This window comes from Streptoverticillium reticulum (assembly GCF_047456005.1).
Lineage (GTDB): Bacteria > Actinomycetota > Actinomycetes > Streptomycetales > Streptomycetaceae > Streptomyces > Streptomyces reticulum.
Genome location: NZ_CP179755.1, coordinates 3,255,503 through 3,274,437 on the forward strand (window position 1 = coordinate 3,255,503; position 18,935 = coordinate 3,274,437).

Annotated in this window: 19 protein-coding genes and 1 tRNA gene; 10 read left to right on the top strand and 10 right to left on the bottom strand. The window is 72.6% G+C overall.

The genetic code is table 11. The annotated features are described in order from the left end of the window. Window positions 1-94: 94 nt before the first annotated feature. Both ACMATS_RS14580 and ACMATS_RS14585 read right to left on the bottom strand, forming a co-directional pair. Window positions 95-168 (bottom strand) — tRNA-Lys (locus ACMATS_RS14580). Between the two features lie 42 nt (window positions 169-210). Then, window positions 211-432 (bottom strand): hypothetical protein, encoded by a 222-nt coding sequence (locus ACMATS_RS14585; RefSeq protein WP_414168122.1) that lies wholly within the window; start codon window positions 430-432, stop codon window positions 211-213. 91 nt (window positions 433-523) lie between these two features. Between ACMATS_RS14585 and ACMATS_RS14590 the strand changes: the two genes are divergently transcribed. Together ACMATS_RS14590 and ACMATS_RS14595 are read left to right on the top strand one after the other, a co-directional pair. Then, complete coding sequence (locus ACMATS_RS14590; RefSeq protein WP_414168123.1) at window positions 524-1,021, top strand: hypothetical protein; 498 nt, start codon at window positions 524-526, stop codon at window positions 1,019-1,021. A gap of 7 nt (window positions 1,022-1,028) precedes the next feature. Further along, window positions 1,029-1,460: an acyl-CoA thioesterase gene (locus ACMATS_RS14595; RefSeq protein WP_414168124.1), complete on the top strand. Its 432-nt coding sequence runs from the start codon at window positions 1,029-1,031 to the stop codon at window positions 1,458-1,460. A 5-nt stretch (window positions 1,461-1,465) separates the two neighbouring features. On the opposite strand, the gene ACMATS_RS14600 is transcribed toward ACMATS_RS14595, so the two are convergent. Beyond that, a complete protein-coding gene (locus ACMATS_RS14600) occupies window positions 1,466-2,026 on the bottom strand; it encodes a class I SAM-dependent methyltransferase (RefSeq protein ID WP_391152380.1) in 561 nt (186 codons plus the stop codon). A 55-nt stretch (window positions 2,027-2,081) separates the two neighbouring features. Between ACMATS_RS14600 and ACMATS_RS14605 the strand changes: the two genes are divergently transcribed. Next, a complete protein-coding gene (locus ACMATS_RS14605) occupies window positions 2,082-2,873 on the top strand; it encodes a helix-turn-helix domain-containing protein (RefSeq protein ID WP_414168125.1) in 792 nt (263 codons plus the stop codon). Between the two features lie 4 nt (window positions 2,874-2,877). Here ACMATS_RS14605 and ACMATS_RS14610 read toward each other — a convergent pair whose 3' ends face one another. Next, on the bottom strand, window positions 2,878-4,125 hold the full coding sequence (locus ACMATS_RS14610) for a DUF2786 domain-containing protein (protein WP_414168126.1): 1,248 nt from the start codon (window positions 4,123-4,125) through the stop codon (window positions 2,878-2,880). A 316-nt stretch (window positions 4,126-4,441) separates the two neighbouring features. Here ACMATS_RS14610 and ACMATS_RS14615 point away from each other — a divergent pair, with 316 nt between their 5' ends. Further along, entirely contained in the window at window positions 4,442-5,917 is a 1,476-nt protein-coding gene (locus ACMATS_RS14615; protein WP_414168127.1) for a cytochrome P450, read from the top strand. A gap of 72 nt (window positions 5,918-5,989) precedes the next feature. Here the strand turns inward: ACMATS_RS14615 and ACMATS_RS14620 are convergent, their stop codons facing one another. Further along, entirely contained in the window at window positions 5,990-7,261 is a 1,272-nt protein-coding gene (locus ACMATS_RS14620; protein ID WP_390776232.1) for a L,D-transpeptidase, read from the bottom strand. Between the two features lie 325 nt (window positions 7,262-7,586). Here ACMATS_RS14620 and ACMATS_RS14625 point away from each other — a divergent pair, with 325 nt between their 5' ends. Beyond that, entirely contained in the window at window positions 7,587-7,880 is a 294-nt protein-coding gene (locus ACMATS_RS14625) for a hypothetical protein (RefSeq protein WP_414168128.1), read from the top strand. A gap of 222 nt (window positions 7,881-8,102) precedes the next feature. On the opposite strand, the gene hutH is transcribed toward ACMATS_RS14625, so the two are convergent. The 5 genes from hutH to ACMATS_RS14650 all read right to left on the bottom strand — a co-directional run bounded on the left by hutH (window position 8,103) and on the right by ACMATS_RS14650 (window position 14,221). Further along, window positions 8,103-9,647, bottom strand: a complete 1,545-nt coding sequence (gene hutH, locus ACMATS_RS14630) for a histidine ammonia-lyase (protein WP_414168129.1) — start codon at window positions 9,645-9,647, stop codon at window positions 8,103-8,105. A 200-nt stretch (window positions 9,648-9,847) separates the two neighbouring features. Then, the gene (locus ACMATS_RS14635) at window positions 9,848-10,936 is read right to left on the bottom strand and encodes a GGDEF domain-containing protein (protein WP_414170724.1); all 1,089 of its coding nucleotides are present in this window, start codon (window positions 10,934-10,936) and stop codon (window positions 9,848-9,850) included. A gap of 156 nt (window positions 10,937-11,092) precedes the next feature. Then, complete coding sequence (locus ACMATS_RS14640; protein WP_414168130.1) at window positions 11,093-11,893, bottom strand: enoyl-CoA hydratase/isomerase family protein; 801 nt, start codon at window positions 11,891-11,893, stop codon at window positions 11,093-11,095. A gap of 218 nt (window positions 11,894-12,111) precedes the next feature. Then, window positions 12,112-13,194: an adenylate/guanylate cyclase domain-containing protein gene (locus ACMATS_RS14645; protein WP_336416207.1), complete on the bottom strand. Its 1,083-nt coding sequence runs from the start codon at window positions 13,192-13,194 to the stop codon at window positions 12,112-12,114. Window positions 13,195-13,306: 112 nt separating this feature from the next. Beyond that, entirely contained in the window at window positions 13,307-14,221 is a 915-nt protein-coding gene (locus ACMATS_RS14650) for a biotin--[acetyl-CoA-carboxylase] ligase (protein WP_414168131.1), read from the bottom strand. Between the two features lie 150 nt (window positions 14,222-14,371). Between ACMATS_RS14650 and ACMATS_RS14655 the strand changes: the two genes are divergently transcribed. The 5 genes from ACMATS_RS14655 (at window position 14,372) to ACMATS_RS14675 (ending at window position 18,921) form a co-directional block, all read left to right on the top strand. After that, window positions 14,372-15,970 carry an acyl-CoA carboxylase subunit beta gene (locus tag ACMATS_RS14655; RefSeq protein WP_390776228.1) on the top strand — a complete coding sequence of 533 codons (1,599 nt, stop codon included), beginning with the start codon at window positions 14,372-14,374 and terminating at the stop codon, window positions 15,968-15,970. A gap of 68 nt (window positions 15,971-16,038) precedes the next feature. Continuing rightward, window positions 16,039-16,248 carry an acyl-CoA carboxylase epsilon subunit gene (locus ACMATS_RS14660; protein WP_390776227.1) on the top strand — a complete coding sequence of 70 codons (210 nt, stop codon included), beginning with the start codon at window positions 16,039-16,041 and terminating at the stop codon, window positions 16,246-16,248. A 255-nt stretch (window positions 16,249-16,503) separates the two neighbouring features. After that, complete coding sequence (gene mmpB / locus ACMATS_RS14665; protein WP_414168132.1) at window positions 16,504-16,632, top strand: morphogenic membrane protein MmpB; 129 nt, start codon at window positions 16,504-16,506, stop codon at window positions 16,630-16,632. Between the two features lie 145 nt (window positions 16,633-16,777). Next, entirely contained in the window at window positions 16,778-18,232 is a 1,455-nt protein-coding gene (locus ACMATS_RS14670; protein WP_390776225.1) for a peptidoglycan D,D-transpeptidase FtsI family protein, read from the top strand. Between the two features lie 80 nt (window positions 18,233-18,312). Next, entirely contained in the window at window positions 18,313-18,921 is a 609-nt protein-coding gene (locus ACMATS_RS14675) for a Maf family protein (RefSeq protein WP_390776224.1), read from the top strand. Window positions 18,922-18,935 lie beyond the last annotated feature (14 nt).

Genomic DNA, 18,935 nt, shown 5'->3' on the forward strand with positions numbered 1-18,935 from the left:
GCTGCCACCGGGCCGAACTCCACGGTTGGCAGCTCGTCCCCAACCACGTATACATAAGGGGCCCCTCGCCTACCGGCAAAGGGCCCCTTCACTGTGCGCCGCCAGGGACTCGAACCCCGGACCCGCTGATTAAGAGTCAGCTGCTCTAACCAACTGAGCTAGCGGCGCGTCGGAGAAATATTACATGAAGGTGCGGGTGCTCCCGCCCCCTCACCCCGGCTGCGCCCAGCTCACCGAAGCGGCCAGGGTCAGATTGACCGCGGCCAGAGCCCAGAAGAACCCCTTGGGAAGCGGCGCCTCCGGCCTCCTCCGGCTCCGCGCCACACCCACCGCACTCAGCAGGATCGTGAGAACGGCGAGGGCGGTGATGAAGGCGCGCATGATGTCCGTTCGGGTCGGTATGCCGGGACGGTGCTGCGAAGATCGTCCCATGGCCCGGCCGCCTGATCACCGGGAAATCGAGCCAACCACCGTTCGGTGGCACCCCCACCCCCCGCCGTGATCCACTGCCCCCATGCAGGGAATGGGGGCAAGCATCATCGCCGTCGTCGGAACGCTGCTCGGCTCCGGCGTCACCTATACGTTCCAGCAGCGCGCCGCACGCCGCAACGAGCGGTTCACCCGGGACGAGAAGTTGCGGCAGGAGCGACTGGACGCGTACTCGTCGTTCGCGGGCAAGCTCGTCGACTACCGGCGGAGTCTGATGGAGCGGTGGCTGCAGCAGCACGGCGAGATGGTGTTCGAGAACGACGAGCCCGCGCTGCGGAAACACTCGTACGAGCTGCGGACCGCGGCCGAAGAGGCGCTGTTCCGGCTGCAGATGCTCACCGACGACGAGCAGCTGGTGCGGCGTTCGCAGGAGGTGCTGGACTGTGTGGGCGAGATCTTCAAGGCCACCGACCGCGCCGACTGGGACGTCAAGCGGACGGCCGCCAAGGAGGCCATACACGGGTTCGTCGCCGTGGCCAAGCACACGCTCGCGGAGCCACTCGGGAACACGGAGCCGCCCGTGCCTCGTTGAGCACGGCATGACCGATGCATTCACCGTATCCGTCGTCGTCCGCGGCTATGAGACGGACTCCCAGGGGCACCTCAACAGCGCCGTGTACATGCAGTACGCGGAGCACGGCCGCTGGTCCGGGCTGGAGGCCGCCGGGATCCGGCAGAGCGATCTGCTGGAGCAGGGGGTGGGGCTGATCGTCCTGGAGACGAACATCAAGTACCTCAAGGAGCTGCGGGCCGGCGACGAAGTCACGGTGAGCTGCCGGTACGTCTTCGGCAGCGGGAGGACGCCGAAGACGTTCCGGTTCGAGCAGGAGATCATCGCGGCGGACGGAACACTCGCCGCCGAGGTGTCCAGCGCCGGCGGGCTGCTGGATCTCAAGGAGCGGCATCTGGTGCCCGATCCGCGGGTGTATTTCCGGGCGTTGGCCTCGGATCCGGGTGTGCTCGGGCTGTAGAACCCCTACTCCGCCCGGAAGCGGAAGCGGCCCTCCCCCACCGTCACCTCCGCCTTCGCGAACCCCGCCGCCCGCAACCGCTCCCCCAGGGTTGCGGGCGGCACCGGCACGCACGTGTCGCCGATGTGGATCAGGCGGAAGCGCAGGCTGGTCAGCGCGTCGCAGCCCGCGAAGACGCCCCCGGGGCGCAGTACCCGGTGCGCCTCCGCGAAGAGCCGGTCCTGCGCGGCGGGTGTCGGGACGTGGTGAAGCATCGTGAAGCAGACCACCGAGTCGAACCGGTGGCCCTCAAAAGGCATCCTCGCGCCGTCGCCCTGCCTCACCTCCGCCCTCCCCTCGAACTCCCTCCGCAGGCGCGCCGCCGAGGCCTCGTCGACCTCCAGCAGGGTCAGGTGCTGCACCTCCGGCAGCAGGACGCGCGTCGTGGCACCGTACCCGGGCCCGATCTCCAGGGTGTCCGGGCCGAGTTCGACCCCGTCGAGGGCCCACGGCAGCAGCATGTCCTCGACCGCGCGGGCCCACTTCACGGAACTGCAGCGGCGGCGGTGGATCAGGTTCATCGGCATGCTGCGAGGCTAGGAAGCGACCGGCGGTGCCGCCTACGGGGCAGGAGGACAGGCCATGTTGCGGAACGGACACCGGAAGGGACACGTGGTGGATCCGCACGGTGCCGCCATCGCCGTCGGCAGCTTCGTCCTCGACGACGGCGAGTGGTTCACGCCGCACGAACACCCCGCGCACCAGCTGGCGTGGGCGGCGCAGGGAGTGCTGGCCGTGCGGACGGACGGCCGGACCTGGGTGCTGCCGCCGTCCGTGGCGCTGTGGATCCCGGCGGGCGTCCGGCATGCCACGGGGGCGACGAGCGCGGCCCTGGTGCGGAGCCCGTACGTGTGGCCCGACCGCTGTCCGCCCGTGTGGAACACCTGGCGGGAGCCCCAAGTGGTGCCCGTGTCGGGGCTGTTGCGCGAGCTCATCGGGCACCTCGCGCAGGACGCAGCCGCCCTCGCCCCGGAGGAGCGGCGCCGCGCGGAGGCCGTCGTCCTCGACCAGCTGCATCCCGTGTCGGTGACGACCGTGCGCGCGCCGGTGCCCACGGACCCCCGCGCCCGCGAGGTGGCGGACGCGCTGCGCGCGAACCCGGCGGACGGGCGGTCGCTGGCACAGTGGGGCGCCGTGGTCGGTGCGAGCGCCCGGACGCTGGCCCGTGCCTTCGCCGCGGACACGGGCATGCCGTTCGGGCAGTGGCGCACCCAGCTGCGCCTGGAGGCGGCGATGCCGCTGCTGGCGGCGGGGGCCACGGTGTCGTCGGTGGCCCGCCGGGTGGGCTACGGCTCGCCGAGCGCCTTCGTGGCGGCGTTCCGCAGGGGGGTGGGGGTGCCCCCGGGCACATACTTCGGGCGCCCGGGGCAGTGAGGGGTCAGTCCCGCAGCACCGCCGCGTCCGCGGCCTCCGCCCCTTGTGCCCAGCCGTCCGCGTCGCGTCCGCGCAGCCGGTGCGAGGTGGTCTCGGGGAAGAGCTGCTGCGCCGTCTCGCCGACCGCCACGTCGCGGGCGGCGAGCACCGGCAGGACCTCGGACCGCGGCTCCTGTGCGGTCACGTCGCGCACGGCGGCGGCGAGGCGTTCGCCGATGCGGGCCGCGTAGGAGATCAGGAAGGACTCGCGGAAGTCGCGCGTGCGGCGGGACCGGCCGCGCGCGTGGTGGTCGTCGGCGGCGCGCCGCATCGCGGCGGTGGCCTGGACGAGGAGCGAGGTGTACATGAGCTCCACCAGCTCCAGGTCCGCCTCGAAGCCGACGACCGTGGAGAAACCGTACTCGCCGGACCACACGGCCTGGCAGTGGTTGGCCGCGGCCACGGCGTCCAGGAGCAGGGCCTTGGCGGACTCGTACGGGCCCTCCACCCCGATCCGGCAGGCCTCGGGGCCGTCGCCGTCCCCCCACCCGGGGGAGGCGGCGGAGCCGGCGGCGACAAGGGCCGCCTCGTCCAGTGCGTGCCGGGCCATGAGCTCCTGGGCCTTAGCGGAGAGCGCCTCGGCCTCCTCCGGGAACTGCGTCGACTCCGCCTTCGCCAGCAGGGCGCGGATCCGGCCGAGCATGCGGGGCTCCACGGCGGTGCGGGTCTGCAGGTGCCCGGTGCCGGGCAGGGGGCCGACGGCGCCGATCCGCGGCAGGGAGGCGATCACGCGCAGGGCGCCGAGCGCGCAGGCTACGGTCTCGAAGCGGCTCAGCCGCTCGCGTGCGGCGAAGCCCGTGAGGAAGCCGTCGTCGGTCTCCCACCAGACGCGGGCCTCCAGCTCGTGCAGCTGCGCCGTCCAGCGTGCGCCGAGCGTCTCGGGTGCGTAGCGGCGCGCCTCGGCGGCGATGACGTCGACGGCGAACCGCGCCTCGACGGGCGGGAGTTGGCCGCGCACGAGCCGGACGACGTCGGCGGGCTGCCAGCCCCGTTCCCAGCAGCCGCGCACGGACGCGGAGGCGACGCGGACGACGGCGCGGCTGAGGGCCTCCCCGCCGGCCGGGGCGGCGGTCAGGGCGGAGGCGGCGGCGTAGACGGCGTCGTCGAGCTCGTCGGCGGAACCGGTGAAGGCGCGCAGGGTGCGCACGGCCGTCTCGACTGCCGCGGTCGGTTCGGTCTCGTCGGGCCGCTCGGGCCTCCTGCGCTGGGCCACGGTCTCTCTTTCCTACGGGCGTGCGCCGCGTTTGCCGGCGTATACGCATGTGCGTACGCCTCCATTCTCGCGGACGGTACGCGCTGCTCCCGGGGTCGGTTCGCAGCCGGAACCGTGTGCTGCCGCGAACTCGCCGCCTGTGTGGCCGAGTTCGGTCTGCGCAGGCACGGAGCACGCCCGGTTCAGCAGCACCGTGCGCACCGATTTCAGCGCGTTTTCAGCGCGTCGGTGTATTGACCAGGAGTCTGGGTAGCGTTGAGTAGTCGCGTAAACACGCTGCGCGTTCACTGCGTGGCGGAGGGGGAGGGGGAAGCGGGTGGCAACACCTCTGCAGCGCCCGGCCGGCAATCCGGTCGACAGTCCGGCCGCCCACAGCCCGACGGGCTGCCCGATCGACGACTCGGCCGGCATCGCAACCGACATCGCGACCGAGAGCCCAACCGAACGCCCGACCGGCAGCCCGGCCGGGAACCCTGTCGCCGCGCCCGCGGCACCCGGCGCCTGGCCGGTCCTCGGTCACACGCCCGTCCTGATGCGGCATCCGCTGGAGTTCGTCACGTCGCTGACGGCCCACGGCGATGTCGTCCGGGTCCGTCTGGGCCGACTGCCCGCGTACGCCGTCACGCACCCGGCACTCGTGCGGCACGTCCTCGTCGACGGCGCGCGGGACTTCTCGCGCGGGCGGCTCTTCGACAAGGCGTCCGCCTTCCTCGGGGAGGGGCTCGCGGCGACGTCGGGCGCGCTGCACCGCAGCCAACGGCGCGTCATCCAGCCGGCGTTCAGCCGGCAGCGCATCGCCGGCTGCGTCCCGGTCATGCGCCATGTCGCGCAGAGCATCGCGTCCGGCTGGGTGCCGGGCCGGACGGTCGCGGTGAACCACGCGATGAACGACTACTCGCTCGCGGTCGTCACCCGCACCCTGCTCCCGGACAGCCTGGAGTCGCGCTCCGGCGAGGCGTTCCAGCAGGCCCTGCCGGTGCTCACGCGCGGCATGATGGTCCGCATGATCCTGCCCGAGTGGTGGACGCACCTGCCCACCCCGGGCAACCGCCGCTTCGAGCAGGCCCGCAGGACGATGGCGGAGCTGGTCGCGGAGGCGGTGGCGGCGCAGCGCGCGGGCCGGGCGGGCATGCTGTCCGCCCTCCTCGCGCCGCAGGAGGGGCCCACCGGAGGCGAACACGGTCTGACCGCCCGCCAGTTCCAGGACCATGTGACGAGCATCGCCATGGCGGGAGTGGAGACCACCGGGGCCTCCCTGGCCTGGTTCTTCCATGAGCTCGGCCGCCATCCCGAGCTGGAGGAACGGGTCCATGCCGAGGTCGACACGGTGCTCGGAGGCCGCCCGCCGCACCACGAGGACCTGCCGCGGCTGGAGTTCACCACGCGCGTCATCCTGGAGACCCTGCGCCGCTACGCTCCCTGGCTGATCACCCGCCGCGCCAGGACCCCTGTCCGGCTGGGCGAGGTGACGGTCCCGGCCGGTGCGGAGATCCTCTACAGCCCGTACGCCCTGCACCACGACACCCGTTGGCACCCCGACCCCTACCGCTTCGATCCCGACCGCTGGCTCCCGGACCGCTGCCGCGACCTCCCCCGGGGCGCCTTCCTCCCCTTCGGGGCGGGCGCCCACAAGTGCATCGGCGACGCATTCGCCCTCACCGAGATGACGGTCGCCGCCGCCGTGATCTGCCGCCACTGGCGCCTCCGCCCGACCCCGGGCGTCCGGGTGCGGGCGGTGGCCCGGGCGGAGATCCATCCGGATGCACTGCCGATGGTGGCGGAGCGGCGGTGAGCCCTGCATCCGCCGGGAAACGCAAAGGCCCTCCCGGCGGCATCCGCCGGGAGGGCCCTGTTCCGACCAGGTTCAGGAACCGGTCGCGCTGCCCGCGACCCATTCCTTCCAGTCCATGTTCCAGCCGTTGAGGCCGTTGTCCGGCTTGATCGTCTTGTCGTCGGAGTTCTTGATGACGACGACGTCGCCGATGATCGAGTTGTCGTAGAACCACGCACCCGACGTGGACGGGTCGTTGGCGCCCTGGGCGTCCTGCAGGCCGACGCAGCCGTGGCTGGTGTTGGCCACGCCGAAGACGCCGCTGCCCCAGTAGTTGCCGTGGATGAAGGTGCCCGACGTGGACAGCCGCATGGCGTGCGGGACGTCCTTGATGTCGTACTCGCCCTTGCCGTCGCCCTTGGTGAAGCCGACGGTCGAGCCGTCCATGCGGGTCTCCTTGAACTTCTCGGAGATCACCATCTGGCCGTTGTACGTGGGGTTCGAGGGGCTGCCCGCGGAGATCGGGATGGTCTTGAGGGTCTTGCCGTCGCGCACCACCGTCATCTGGTGGGTGTTGGCGTCGACCGTGGAGACCTGGGAGCGGCCGATCGTGAACTTGACCGTCTTGTTCTGGACGCCCTTGATGCCGGGGGCGCCCTCGACGCCGCCCAGTTCCATCTTCATGGTGACCTCGGAGCCGGCCTTCCAGTATTCCTGGGGGCGGAAGTCCAGGCGCTGGTCGCTGAACCAGTGGCCGACGACCTGCTGGCCGCTGTTGGAGCTGACCTGCAGGTGCGACTGGACGGCCTTGCGGTCCTTGATCGGCTTGTCGAACTCGATCGACACCGGCATGCCGACGCCGACGGTCGAGCCGTCCTCCGGGGTGAAGGAGCCGATGAAGCTGTTGGCGGGCGAGACCGTGGAGAAGGACGAGTTCTCCGTGGCCTTGCGGTCCTTGTCGTCCTTCGCCTCGGCGACGATCTTGTACTTGGTCGACCGCTCGAGCTGCTTGGCCGGCTTCCAGCTCTTCTTGTCCGACGACAGGGTGCCCTCGACCGCGGTGCCCTTGTCGTCCGTCAGCTTGACGCTGGTGAGTTCGCCGTCGGTGACGGTGACCTGAACGGCGTCGGTGGTGATGCCGGCGTCGGTGGTGCCGCCCTTCGGCGTGATCTTGATCTGGGCCTTGGAGGCGTCCTTCGCGGCCTGCGCGTCCACCTGGTTCTGCGACTTCCCGTCCCCGGAGCCGCCGTTCTTGCCGTCACCGTCGCCGCCGCACGCGGCGAGGGTCAGTACACCGCCGAGCACAGCTGCCGCGGCCGCCAGGGCCTTGCGACGCTTGCCGTAGGTCATCACACGCTTCTCCATTGCTCCTGGACCCCTAAGTCCCCCGGGCCGTGCGTGGGGCTCGTGGTGCAACACGTCTCCCGGCTACTGCTTAGGAACGCATGCACCGAATCGTCCGTTCCACTCGTCGGCCAAGTGTGGGGAAGACCACGCCAGTAAAGCCCTTCCGGGAGCGGACACCGCAACCGGGGTCCTGATAGGGGAGGCCCCTCCGGGCCCCCGGCCCCGTATCGAGCGGTGGACTCGGCTTCCCCGGCACCCGCCCCTGTCACTAACATCGTGTCAGTCGGGACGCGCCGCCGCTCCACGACCCCCGAACTCCTGCGCTCCGAGGGGGATTCATCCCGTGACCGCACGCCGTCCGCTGCTGACCGCCGTCGCCGCAGGTGCAGTGTTGTGTGCGGTGTGGTGCGTGCCCAGCGCGCACGCCACGGCCGAGCGCCCCGGCGCCGCCGCCGTCACCACCGGGGCCCCGCCCCAGGGCCAGGCGCCGGCACCGGGGCCGGAGCCGGAGCCGGTTGCCCTTGCGGACACCGGCAGCGTGGACACGACTCCGTATCTGGTGGGCGGCATCGCATTCGTGGGCATCGGCGGTGCGTTGGTCACCGCCGCGGTACGCCGGGGGAGCAGCGCCCCGTAGCGGGGGCGCCCCGTCGGGGGGCGCGGGGAACTGCGCGAGCAACCACGACGCAACCGCAGTCGATGTCCCCGGGCTGCGCCCCGGACCTCCTGGGTTCTGCCTCGGCTGCGGGCCGGTGGGGGCCTGTCGCGCAGTTCCTCGCGCCCCTACGGGGCGCCAGGCCAACGGGGCGCGAGGCCGTCGGGGCGCCCCCTGACAACGGGTCGCCCCGACGGGGGCGCGCTACGCCAGCGCCCCCGTCACCGGCTCGACGGCCTCGATCAGCTTCCCGGTGCGCACGAACTCCTCGGCGGCCGCCAGGTCGGGGGCGAGGAAGCGGTCCTCCCCCGGACCCTCGACACCGGCCGCGCGCACGGCGCGGAGCACCGCCTGGGTCGCCGGGGCCGGCGTCAGGCCGTCGCGGAGCTCGATCGCCCGCGTGGCGGCGACGAGTTCGACGGCGACGACGCGGGCGAGGGCGGCCACGGACGTGCGCAGCTTGCGCGCCGCCGACCAGCCCATGGAGACGTGGTCCTCCTGCATCGCGGAGGACGGGATCGAGTCCACCGAGGCCGGCACGGCCAGCCGCTTCATCTCGCTGACCAGGGCGGCCTGCGTGTACTGGGCGATCATCAGGCCCGAGTCGACGCCCGCGTCCCCGGCGAGGAAGGGGGGCAGGCCGTGCGAGCGGTTCTTGTCGAGCAGCCGGTCGGTGCGGCGCTCGGCGATGGAGGCGAGGTCGGCCGCGGCGATGGCGAGGAAGTCCAGGACGTACGCGACCGGGGCGCCGTGGAAGTTGCCGTTGGACTCCACGCGCCCGTCGGGCAGGACGACGGGGTTGTCGACGGCGGCGGCGAGCTCGCGGTCGGCGACCAGCCGGGCGTGCGCGAGGGTGTCCCGGCTCGCGCCGGCGACCTGGGGCGCGCAGCGGATCGAGTACGCGTCCTGCACGCGCGGCGCATCGTCCTGGTGGTGCCCGGTCAGCCCCGAACCGGCAAGCACCTGCAGCATGTTCGCGGCGCTGGCGGCCTGGCCCGGGTGCGGGCGGATCGCGTGCAGCTCGGGGGCGAGGACCTTCTCCGTGCCGAGCAGGGCCTCCAGCGAGAGCGCGGCCGTGACATCGGCGGAGGTGATCAGCCGGGCCAGGTCGGCGCAGGCCATCACCAGCATGCCGAGCATCCCGTCCGTGCCGTTGAGCAGGGCGAGGCCCTCCTTCTCGCGCAGCTCGACGGGCTCGATCCGGTGCGCGGCGAGCAGCTGCGCGGCCGGTGCCACGACGCCGTCGGGGCCCTCGGCCTCGCCCTCTCCCATCAGGGTGAGCGCGCAGTGCGACAGCGGCGCCAGGTCGCCGGAGCAGCCCAGCGAGCCGTACTCGTGCACCACGGGCGTGATGCCCGCGTTGAGGATGGCCGCCATGGTCTCGACGACCAGCGGACGCACACCGGTGCGGCCCGAGGCGAGGGTCTTCAGGCGCAGGAACATCAGCGCGCGGACGACCTCCCGCTCCACCCGCGGCCCCATGCCCGCCGCGTGCGAGCGCACGATGTTGCGCTGGAGCTGGGCGCGCAAGTCGGGGCTGATGTGGCGCACGGCGAGGGCACCGAAGCCCGTGGAGACGCCGTAGACGGGTTCGGGCTTGGCGGCCAGATCGTCGATGACCTGCCGCGAGGCGGCCACGGCGGCCAGCGCTTCCTCCGCCACGACGACCCGCGCACCATGACGCGCCACGGCGATCACATCGTCCGCGGTCGTCCCGGCCGTACCCACCACCACAGTGTGCATATCCATATTCAGGCACCCTAGAGACTGAATCGCGAGCTGTCACTAGTAGATACAACGCAGGTGGAGGGGCTCTCATGCCGGGGTGCCGCGCTATCGCGCCCTGCCAGGGGCGCGGGGCTGTTACTCCCCCAGCTACCGCTGGGAGGTGCCCCCAGCGGCTCCGCCGCGTGGGCGCGACCAGCCCAGGACGGCCCGCACCGGACCGCTCATGCTTCCCGCCCCCGGAAAATCCGCCGCTCCACGGCAACCGGCACCGGCGGCCGATCGGCCATCCGCACCACGGGGTCCTCGACCCCACCCGCGCGCCCCGCGACCACCGGCTCGGCGGCCCGCGCCCCCTTGGCCCGGTACTGTGCCGCGTCCGCGAGCCGGAACAGCCGCCGCGCGGACCGCACCGCGCCGATCGGGTCCCCGGTGGACGCCACCCCGCAGGCGACGCCCTCGCCCAGCTCCAACTCCCCGGCCCGGCGGCACAGTTCGGACGCGACCCGCACCACCTCGTCGGCCGCCGGGCCGACCGCCAGCAGACAGAACTCGTCCCCGCCCAGCCGCGCCGCCAGCGCCCCCGGCAGCCGGGCCCCGCACAGCGACAGCAGCGACCCGAAACGTTCCAGCAGCCGGTCCCCGACCGCGTGCCCCAACGTGTCGTTGACGTGCTTCAGCCCGTTGAGGTCGCACACCACCAGGCTGACGACCACGCCCTCCGCCTGGTGCCGCTCCACCGCCTCCTCCAGCCGCACGTCCACCGCGCGGCGGTTGGCCAGGCCGGTCAGCGGATCGGTGAAGGCGAGCCGGCGCACCTCCTCCAGCCGCTCGGTCTGCGCGACCCCCGCCGCCGTCACGGCCGCCAGGACCGTCGCGAAGTCCACGTCCGTCGCGTCGAAGACCGGCGCCCCGGCCGGCCGCGCCACGTACAGCTCGCCCCAGGCCCGCCCGTGCAGCACGAGCGGGGCCACGACGCAGCAGCCGCGCCCGCGCTCGCGCAGCGCGGCCGCCCGGCGGCGGTGGGCCGTCGGCCCGGTGTCCGCCGCCGTGTCGACCCAGGCGCGGGGCTGGCCGCCCACCCACTCCTCGTGCAGGAACTCGGCGATCTCCGGGAAGTCGTGCACGGGGTACCACTCGTCACCGGGGAAGCGCTCCTCCCCCGCCGCGAGCTCGCCCGCGTTCACCAGCACCCGCAGCCGGCCGGCCTCGCGCTCCCACACCGAGATCGCCGCGAAGCCGCCCTCCAGCGCCCGCAGGGCACCCTCCGCGGCGGCGGCGACGGTCTCCAGCGGGGTGCGTGCGGCGGCCATCGCCTGCGCCAGCTCCACCACGGCACGCAGCCGGACGTCGCACTCCCCGTCGTGTGCCACCCGAGCCTCGCATTCGTCCACCGCGCAGCCCCCGTACTCCAGCGTAGGAACGCCGGGCTCATTCCGCTTTACGGAATCACGGCCGGGCTCTCCTGGCTACTCCCCGGGCCAGTCCGGCTTCCGCTTCTCGTTGAACGCGGCCACGCCCTCGGCCCGGTCGCCGGAGAAGGCGACGCTGCGCCACGCGGCGTCCTCCACCTCCAGCCCGGTCCTCAGGTCCAGCCCGTGCCCGAGCCGCAGGGCGCGCTTGGCGGCGCGCAGGCCCACGGGCGAGTTGGCCGCCATGCGCGCGGCCAGGGCCAGGGCCTCGGTACGGTCCTCGCCCTCCGGGACGAGCTCGTCGACCAGGCCCAACTCCCGGGCCTCCGCGGCCTCCACCCGCCGCGCGCTGAAGACCAGCTCGGCCGCGCGGGCGGCCCCGACCCGGCGCGGCAGCAGCTGGGTGCCCCCGCCGCCGGGGATCACGCCGACGGAGACCTCGGGGAGGCCGACGACGGCGGTGCCGTCCGCCACGATCACGTCGCAGGACAGCGCGAGCTCGAACCCGCCGCCGAGCGCGAACCCGTGCACGGCCGCGACGACCGGCACGGGCAGCTCCAGCACGCCGGTGTAGGCGGCGCGGGCGAGGGGGCGCTGACGGACGAGCTCGGCGTCGGTGAGGGAGTTGCGCTCCTTGAGGTCGGCGCCGACGCAGAACGCACGCGGGTGCGTGGACGTCAGGACCACGGTCCTGACGTCGCGGTCGGCGGCCAGGGCGGTGGTCGCCTCGACGATGCGGCGGGCCATCTCGGTGGAGACGGCGTTCATGGCCTTCGGACGGTCCAGGACCAGCTCGGCGACGTGTCCGTGGCGGCGGACCGCCACCCACTCCCCGAAGCGGTGTTCGCTGTCGCTCATGGGGGCGATCATGCCGTGCCGCTGCGCGGGGGGCCATACCCTCCGGGGGTGCGGGGTTCTTCAGCTGCGGGCAGGTTGTGGTTGCTCGCGCAGTTCCCCGCGCCCCTGACGGGGCACGGCCCACCGGTAGCGCCCCGTCAGGGGCGCGGGGAACTGCGCGGTCAGCCCCCACCTGCCCGCAGACGACGAACCCGGCACCCCGGCGGAGCCGTACCGCCTCAGTCGCCCCTCCGGCTCAGGAGCCACGGTTCGACCACGCCCAGGCCCCGCACCGGCCGCTGCCACATCGGCTGCAGCGCGAAGCGGTGCTCCCCGCCCCCGTCCTCGCCCGGCTTCGCGGCGTCGCCGCTCCGCGCGAGCTCCTCGGCGAACGCCCCGTCGACGAGCACGGCGTCCTTCGGCGCTATCGACGTGAGCCGGCTCGCCAGGTTCACCGTCGTGCCGAAGACGTCGCCCATCCGCGTCGTGACCGTCCCGAAGGCCATGCCGACGCGCAGCTCCGGCATCGTCTCGTCGTTCGTGAGCGTCTCGATCAGCCGCAGGCCGATCTCCGCGGCCGTTCCGGCGTCGTCGGCCGCGTACAGCACCTCGTCGCCCAGCGTCTTGATGAGGCGGCCGCCGTGCGCGGCCACCAGGTCGGCCGCGGTGGTCTCGAAGGCCTCGACCAGTTCGCCGAGTTCCTCCTCCTCCAGCCGGCGGGTCAGCCGCGTGAAGCCGACGAGGTCGGCGAAGCCGACGGCCAGCCGCCGGTCGACCATCTCCGCGTCGTCCTGCGCCTGGACGACGCGCCCGGTGGCGGCGGCCAGCTGCCGTCGCCAGACGTAGACGAGGAACTCCTCCAGCTCGGGGAGGAGCAGCTCGACGAGCGGATACGTGATCTCCGTGCGGGTCATGCCCTCCTGAGGCTCGGTCAGGCCCTCCAGGAAGGAGTCGATCTGCCAGTCGGCGAGCCGGGCCGTGGTCTGCCCGGTGGAGCGGGCGACCTGGACGGCCATGGGCTCGCTCAGCAGCCCGGCCTCGACGAGACCGGCGAGCCGGCGCAGCGCCAGCACGTCCGCCTCGGTCAGCGCCTTGGCCTGGCCGATGTCCGCGAAGCCCATCGCGCGCCAGAAGCGGGAGGCCAGATCCATGGAGACGCCGGCGGCGCGGGCCGCCTGGAAGGGCGTGTAGCGGCGCTCGGCGCCGAGGATCAGCGCCTCCAGCCGGAGGGCGAGGGGGTCGCCGCTCTCCTCACCGTTCTCCTCGATCTCCCGAGGAGCGACCCCGCGCGCAGCACTGCCACCCGTCTCATCGGCGGTCACCGCCCGCCCCCTGTCCGATCCGTGCGCACTGCCCTGCCGATCGTGCTCGCCCAGTTTCCGGGGACAACGATACGGCAGGTGTGCCGTAGCTCACTTCCCGGACCGCCGGAGCTCACCCTTCCGACCGCTCCGGCGCCGCCGGACCCGCGGGGCGCAGGTGCACGATGTCGCCCGCGCCGACCGGCTCCTGCACCCCGTCGGCGGTCGCCAGCACCAGCCGCCCGTCCCCGTCGACGGCCACGGCCTCGCCGACCAGCTCGCGCCCGCCCGGGAGTTCGGCCCGCACGGTGCGGCCGAGGGTGGCGCAGCCGGCCGCGTACGCGTCCTGCAGCCGGCAGGCCGCGGGGTCGCCGTCCGCGGCGCGCCACTGCTCGTACCAGTCCTCGAACGAGCGGAGCACGGCGCGCAGCAGCGGGTCCCGGTCCAGGACCTGCGCCCCGGCCAGCGCCAGCGACCCGGCGCCGGGCACGGGCAGCTCGTCGGCGCGCAGCGAGACGTTGAGCCCGATGCCCACGACCACTCCCCCAGAGCTGAACGCCTGGGAGGGACCCCCACCGCCGGTCCGCTCGGCGAGGATGCCGCCGGTCTTGCGCTCGGCACCGTCGACGGTGACGAGCAGGTCGTTGGGCCACTTCAGGGCGGTGTCGACGCCGGCCGCGCGGGAGAGCGCGGTGGCGGTGGCGACGCCGGCGAGCAGCGGCAGCCAGCCCCAGCGGGAGGGCGGCACGGCGGGGCCGGGGGTGAGCAGGACGGAGAAGAACAGTCCGGAGCGCGCGGGCGCGGTCCAGGTGCGGTCGAGCCGGCCGCGGCCCGCCGACTGCTCCTCGGCGACGAGCACGGCGCCCTCGGTGCCGCCGGAGGCGACGAGGTCGGTGTTGGTGGAGCCCGTGTGCTGGACGACGTCGAGCGAGGTCCAGAGTCTGCCGGGACGTACCAGTGCGCGCCGCAGGGCGGCGGCGTTCAGCGGGGGGCGGTCCAGGTCGGACCAGCGGCTGCCGGAGGCGTCAGGGGCGTCGGGGGGCGTCATGGAGGCCACCTTAGGAGCAGAACGGTGTGGCCAACGCCGCACTGTCAGCGTGCATCCGCGCGGATACGCTACGGACCGGTAGCACCGCAGGGGGTGGATACCCCCTGGCACCCGCCATGACCCCTCTGGACGAGCAGGAGCCGCAGCCCGATGTCCGAGCCAGACACCCAGGGAACCGACATCCACACGACCGCGGGGAAGCTCGCGGACCTGCAGCGCCGGATCGAGGAGGCGACACATGCCGGTTCCGCGCAGGCGGTCGAAAAGCAGCACGCCAAGGGCAAGTTGACGGCGCGGGAGCGGATCGCCCTGCTGCTGGACGAGGGTTCGTTCGTGGAGCTGGACGAGCTCGCCCGGCACCGCTCGACCAACTTCGGCATCGACGCCAACCGCCCGTACGGGGACGGGGTGGTCACCGGTTACGGCACGGTCGACGGCCGCACCGTCTGTGTGTACTCGCAGGACTTCACCGTCTTCGGCGGGTCGCTGGGCGAGGTCTACGGCGAGAAGATCGTCAAGGTGATGGACTTCGCCCTCAAGACCGGCTGCCCCATCATCGGCATCAACGACGGCGGCGGCGCCCGTATTCAGGAGGGCGTCGTGGCGCTCGGCCTGTTTGCGGAGATCTTCCGGCGAAACGTGCACGGCTCCGGAGTCATCCCCCAGATCTCCCTGATCGTCGGCCCCTGCGCGGGCGGCGCGGTCTACTCGCCCGCGATCACCGACTTCACGGTGATGGTGGACAAGACCTCGCACATGTTCATCACCGGCCCCGACGTCATCAAGACCGTCACCGGCGAGGACGTCGGCTTCGACGAGCTGGGCGGCGCCCGGACGCACAACACCACGTCCGGCGTGGCGCACCACATGGCGGGCGACGAGAAGGACGCCATCGAATTCGTCAAGGCGCTGCTGTCCTACCTGCCGTCCAACAACCTCTCCGAGCCGCCCGCCTTCCCCGAGGAGGCGGACCTGGAGGTCTCGGACGCCGACCGGGAACTGGACACGGTCATCCCGGACTCGGCGAACCAGCCCTACGACATGCACACCGTCATCGAACACGTGCTGGACGACGGGGAGTTCCTGGAGACGCAGGCGCTCTTCGCGCCCAACATCATCACCGGGTTCGGGCGCGTGGAGGGCCATCCGGTGGGCGTGGTCGCCAACCAGCCGCTGCAGTTCGCCGGCTGCCTGGACATCAACGCGAGCGAGAAGGCCGCGCGCTTCGTGCGCACCTGCGACGCCTTCAACGTCCCGGTGCTGACGTTCGTGGACGTCCCGGGCTTCCTCCCCGGCACCGACCAGGAGTACAACGGCATCATCCGCCGCGGCGCCAAGCTCATCTACGCCTACGCGGAGGCCACGGTCCCGCTGATCACCGTCATCACCCGCAAGGCGTTCGGCGGCGCGTACGACGTGATGGGCTCCAAGCACCTGGGCGCGGACCTCAACTTCGCCTGGCCCACCGCCCAGATCGCCGTGATGGGCGCCCAGGGCGCGGTCAACATCCTGCACCGCCGCTCGCTGGCGGCGGCCACGACGCCGGAGGAACAGGAGGAGCTGCGGGCCCGGCTGGTCACGGAGTACGAGGACGCGCTGCTGAGCCCGTACGCGGCGGCCGAGCGCGGCTACGTCGACGCGGTGGTCATGCCGTCGGACACCCGCCGGCACGTCGTGCGCGGGCTGCGCACGCTGCGCGACAAGCGCGAGGCGCTGCCGCCCAAGAAGCACGGCAACATTCCGCTGTAGAACCCCGGAGAAACACCGACGCCGGAACACCCGGCCGTGAACACCGACGCTGTGGAAGGGACGCTGCAGTGATCAAGGTCGTACGGGGCAACCCCACCCCCGAGGAGCTGGCCGCCGCCCTGGCGGTGGTCCAGGCCCGCGCGGCCGCCGGAGCGGCGGCCGCGCCCGATGCGGCGCTGCTGCGCCCGGAGTGGTCCAGCGCGGAGCGCCGGACGACGGCGCGCCGCACGCCGCGGCCCGGGCCGCGGGCCTGGCGGACGTCGTACTGGCCGGCCTGAGCCAGGGTGCCCCATCAGGGGCGCGGGGAACTGCGCGACCGGCCACGACGCGCCCGCAGTCGAGGTTTCCGGTGCTTCGCCCCGGACCCCTGGGGTGGTGCGTCGGCTGCAGGCCGTCGGTGGCCGGTCGCGCAGTTCCCCGCGCCCCTTTGGGGCGCCCGGCGGTGCCGCGTCACGAAGATCCGCCGTACACCCCCTGAGCGCCTGAGTACGCATACTCAGGCGCGGACCGCGGCCGGGCCGGAGCATGGGGGCATGCTCTGGTCCGACCCGCCCGACGACCCCCCTGACGACCTGCGCGAGGTGCAGCGGATGCTGCGCCGTGCCGGGGTGGTGCTGGCGGTCGGCGTGGTGGCCCTGTTCGTCGTCCTGGGCATGCCATAACCCCGGCCCGCACCCCCGGTCTCCTGCAGCTTCCTGCAGCCTCCTGCGTCACAGACACACCACAGGTTTGTCCCATCAGGAACTCCATTCGCCCTATTCGCGTCAGTCCCAGTGATATGCCGCGAACCGGGGAGTCCGTCACACCATGAACAAGCCTGTCCGCCATATAGCGATCTTCAGCGGGGTGCTGGTGCTCGCCCTGCTGGTCCGCGCCACCTGGGTGCAGTTCGTCCGCAGCAACGAGCTCTCCACCAACGAGCACAACCGGCGCGTCGCCATGGCGAACTTCGCGCAGCCCCGCGGCAACATCATCGTCGGCGGACAGCCGATCACCGGGTCCACCGAGACCGGGACCGACCTCAAGTACAAGCGCACGTTCAAGGACGGCAAGATGTACGCCCCGGTCACCGGCTTCTTCTCTCAGGGTTACGGCAGCACCCAGCTCGAGAACCTCAACAACAAGCTGCTCAACGGCAGCGACGACCGCCTCTTCCTGCAGCGCACGAGCAACATGCTCACCGGGAAGAAGAACCAGGGCGGCGACGTCGTCACGACGATCGACCCCAAGGCCCAGAAGGCCGCCTACGAGGGGCTCGGCGACAAGAAGGGCGCCGTCGTCGCCCTCGACCCGCGCACCGGCAAGATCCTCGCGCTCGCCTCCACGCCCTCGTACGACCCGTCGGTCTTCGCAGGCCAGTCCGCCAAGGACAAGGCGGCCTGGGAGGAACTGGAGAAGGACAAGGACAAGCCGACCCTCAACCGGGCCCTGAAGGAGGTCTACCCGCCCGGCTCGACCTTCAAGATCGTGACGGCGACGGCGGCCCTGGAGAACGGCCTCTACACCGACATCAACGCGAGCACCGACTCGCCGGACCCGTGGACCATGCCCGGCACCCGCACGGTCCTGCCCAACCAGAACCCCACCGCGCCCTGCAAGAACGCCAGCCTCGACGTGGCCATGCAGCACTCCTGCAACAACGTCTACGGCAAGGCCAGTTCGGACCTCGGCAAGGAGAAGATGCAGCAGACGGCCGAGAAGTTCGGCTTCAACAACCCCAAGGTCGACACCCCCGTCCGGGCCGTGAAGAGCACCTTCCCGGACAACATCAACTCCTCGCAGACCGCCCTCGCCGGCATCGGCCAGGGCAGCCTGACCGCCACCCCGCTCCAGGTCGCCATGATGACGGCCGCGATCGCCAACGACGGCAAGCTGATGAAGCCGTACATGGTCGAGGAGCTGCGCAGCCCGGACCTGTCGACGATCGAGAAGCACAAGCCGGAGCAGCTCTCCCAGGCGGCCTCGCCCGAGATCGCGAAGAAGGTCCAGCAGATGATGGAGGACACCGCCACCAAGGGCACCGGCCAGGCCGCCCTCATCGACGGCGTCACCGTGGGCGGCAAGACCGGCACCGCCGAGCGCGGCGCGAAGCAGAAGAACCTCGCCTGGTTCATCTCCTACGCCAAGACCGCGGAGGGCTCGCCCGTCGCCGTCGCCGTGATGATCGACCCCGACGACAGCGTGCCGGACGACCAGATCTCCGGCGGCAAGCTCGCGGGCCCCATCGCCAAGAAGGTCATGCAGGCGGTCCTGGACAAGTAGGCAGTCGTGCCCCGAAGGGGCGCGGGGAACTGCGCGACCAGCCACAACGGACCCGCACCGGACCACCTAGGCTGGCCCGTATGACCGAACCCGCACGCCGCCGCCTCGTCCTCGCCTCGAAGTCCCCGGCAAGGCTGGGCCTCCTGCGCCAAGCAGGCCTGGCCCCGGAGGTGATCGTCAGCGGGGTGGACGAGGACGCCCTGGACGCCCCCACCCCCGCCGAGCTGGCCCTGGTGCTGGCGGAGGCCAAGGCCGCGGCCGTGGCCGCCCGGCCGGACGCCGCCGGGGCCCTGGTGATCGGCTGCGACTCGGTCCTGGAGCTGGACGGCCAGGCCCTCGGCAAGCCGGCCGACGCCGAGGAGGCGACGGCCCGCTGGAAGTCGATGCGCGGCCGCTCCGGCGAGCTGCGGACCGGCCACTGCGTCATCGACACGGCCACCGGCCGCCGGGCCTCGGCGACGGCCTCGACCACGGTGCGCTTCGGCGAGCCGGACGACGCGGAGATCGCCGCCTACGTGGCCTCCGGCGAACCGCTCCACGTCGCGGGGGCCTTCACGCTCGACGGCCGCTCGGCGCCGTTCGTCGACGGCATCGACGGGGACCCGGGCAATGTGATCGGCCTGTCCCTTCCCCTGCTGCGCCGGCTGCTCGCCGAGCTGGGGGTCCCGATCACCGGCCTGTGGGCCTGACGCCGCCCCGTCCC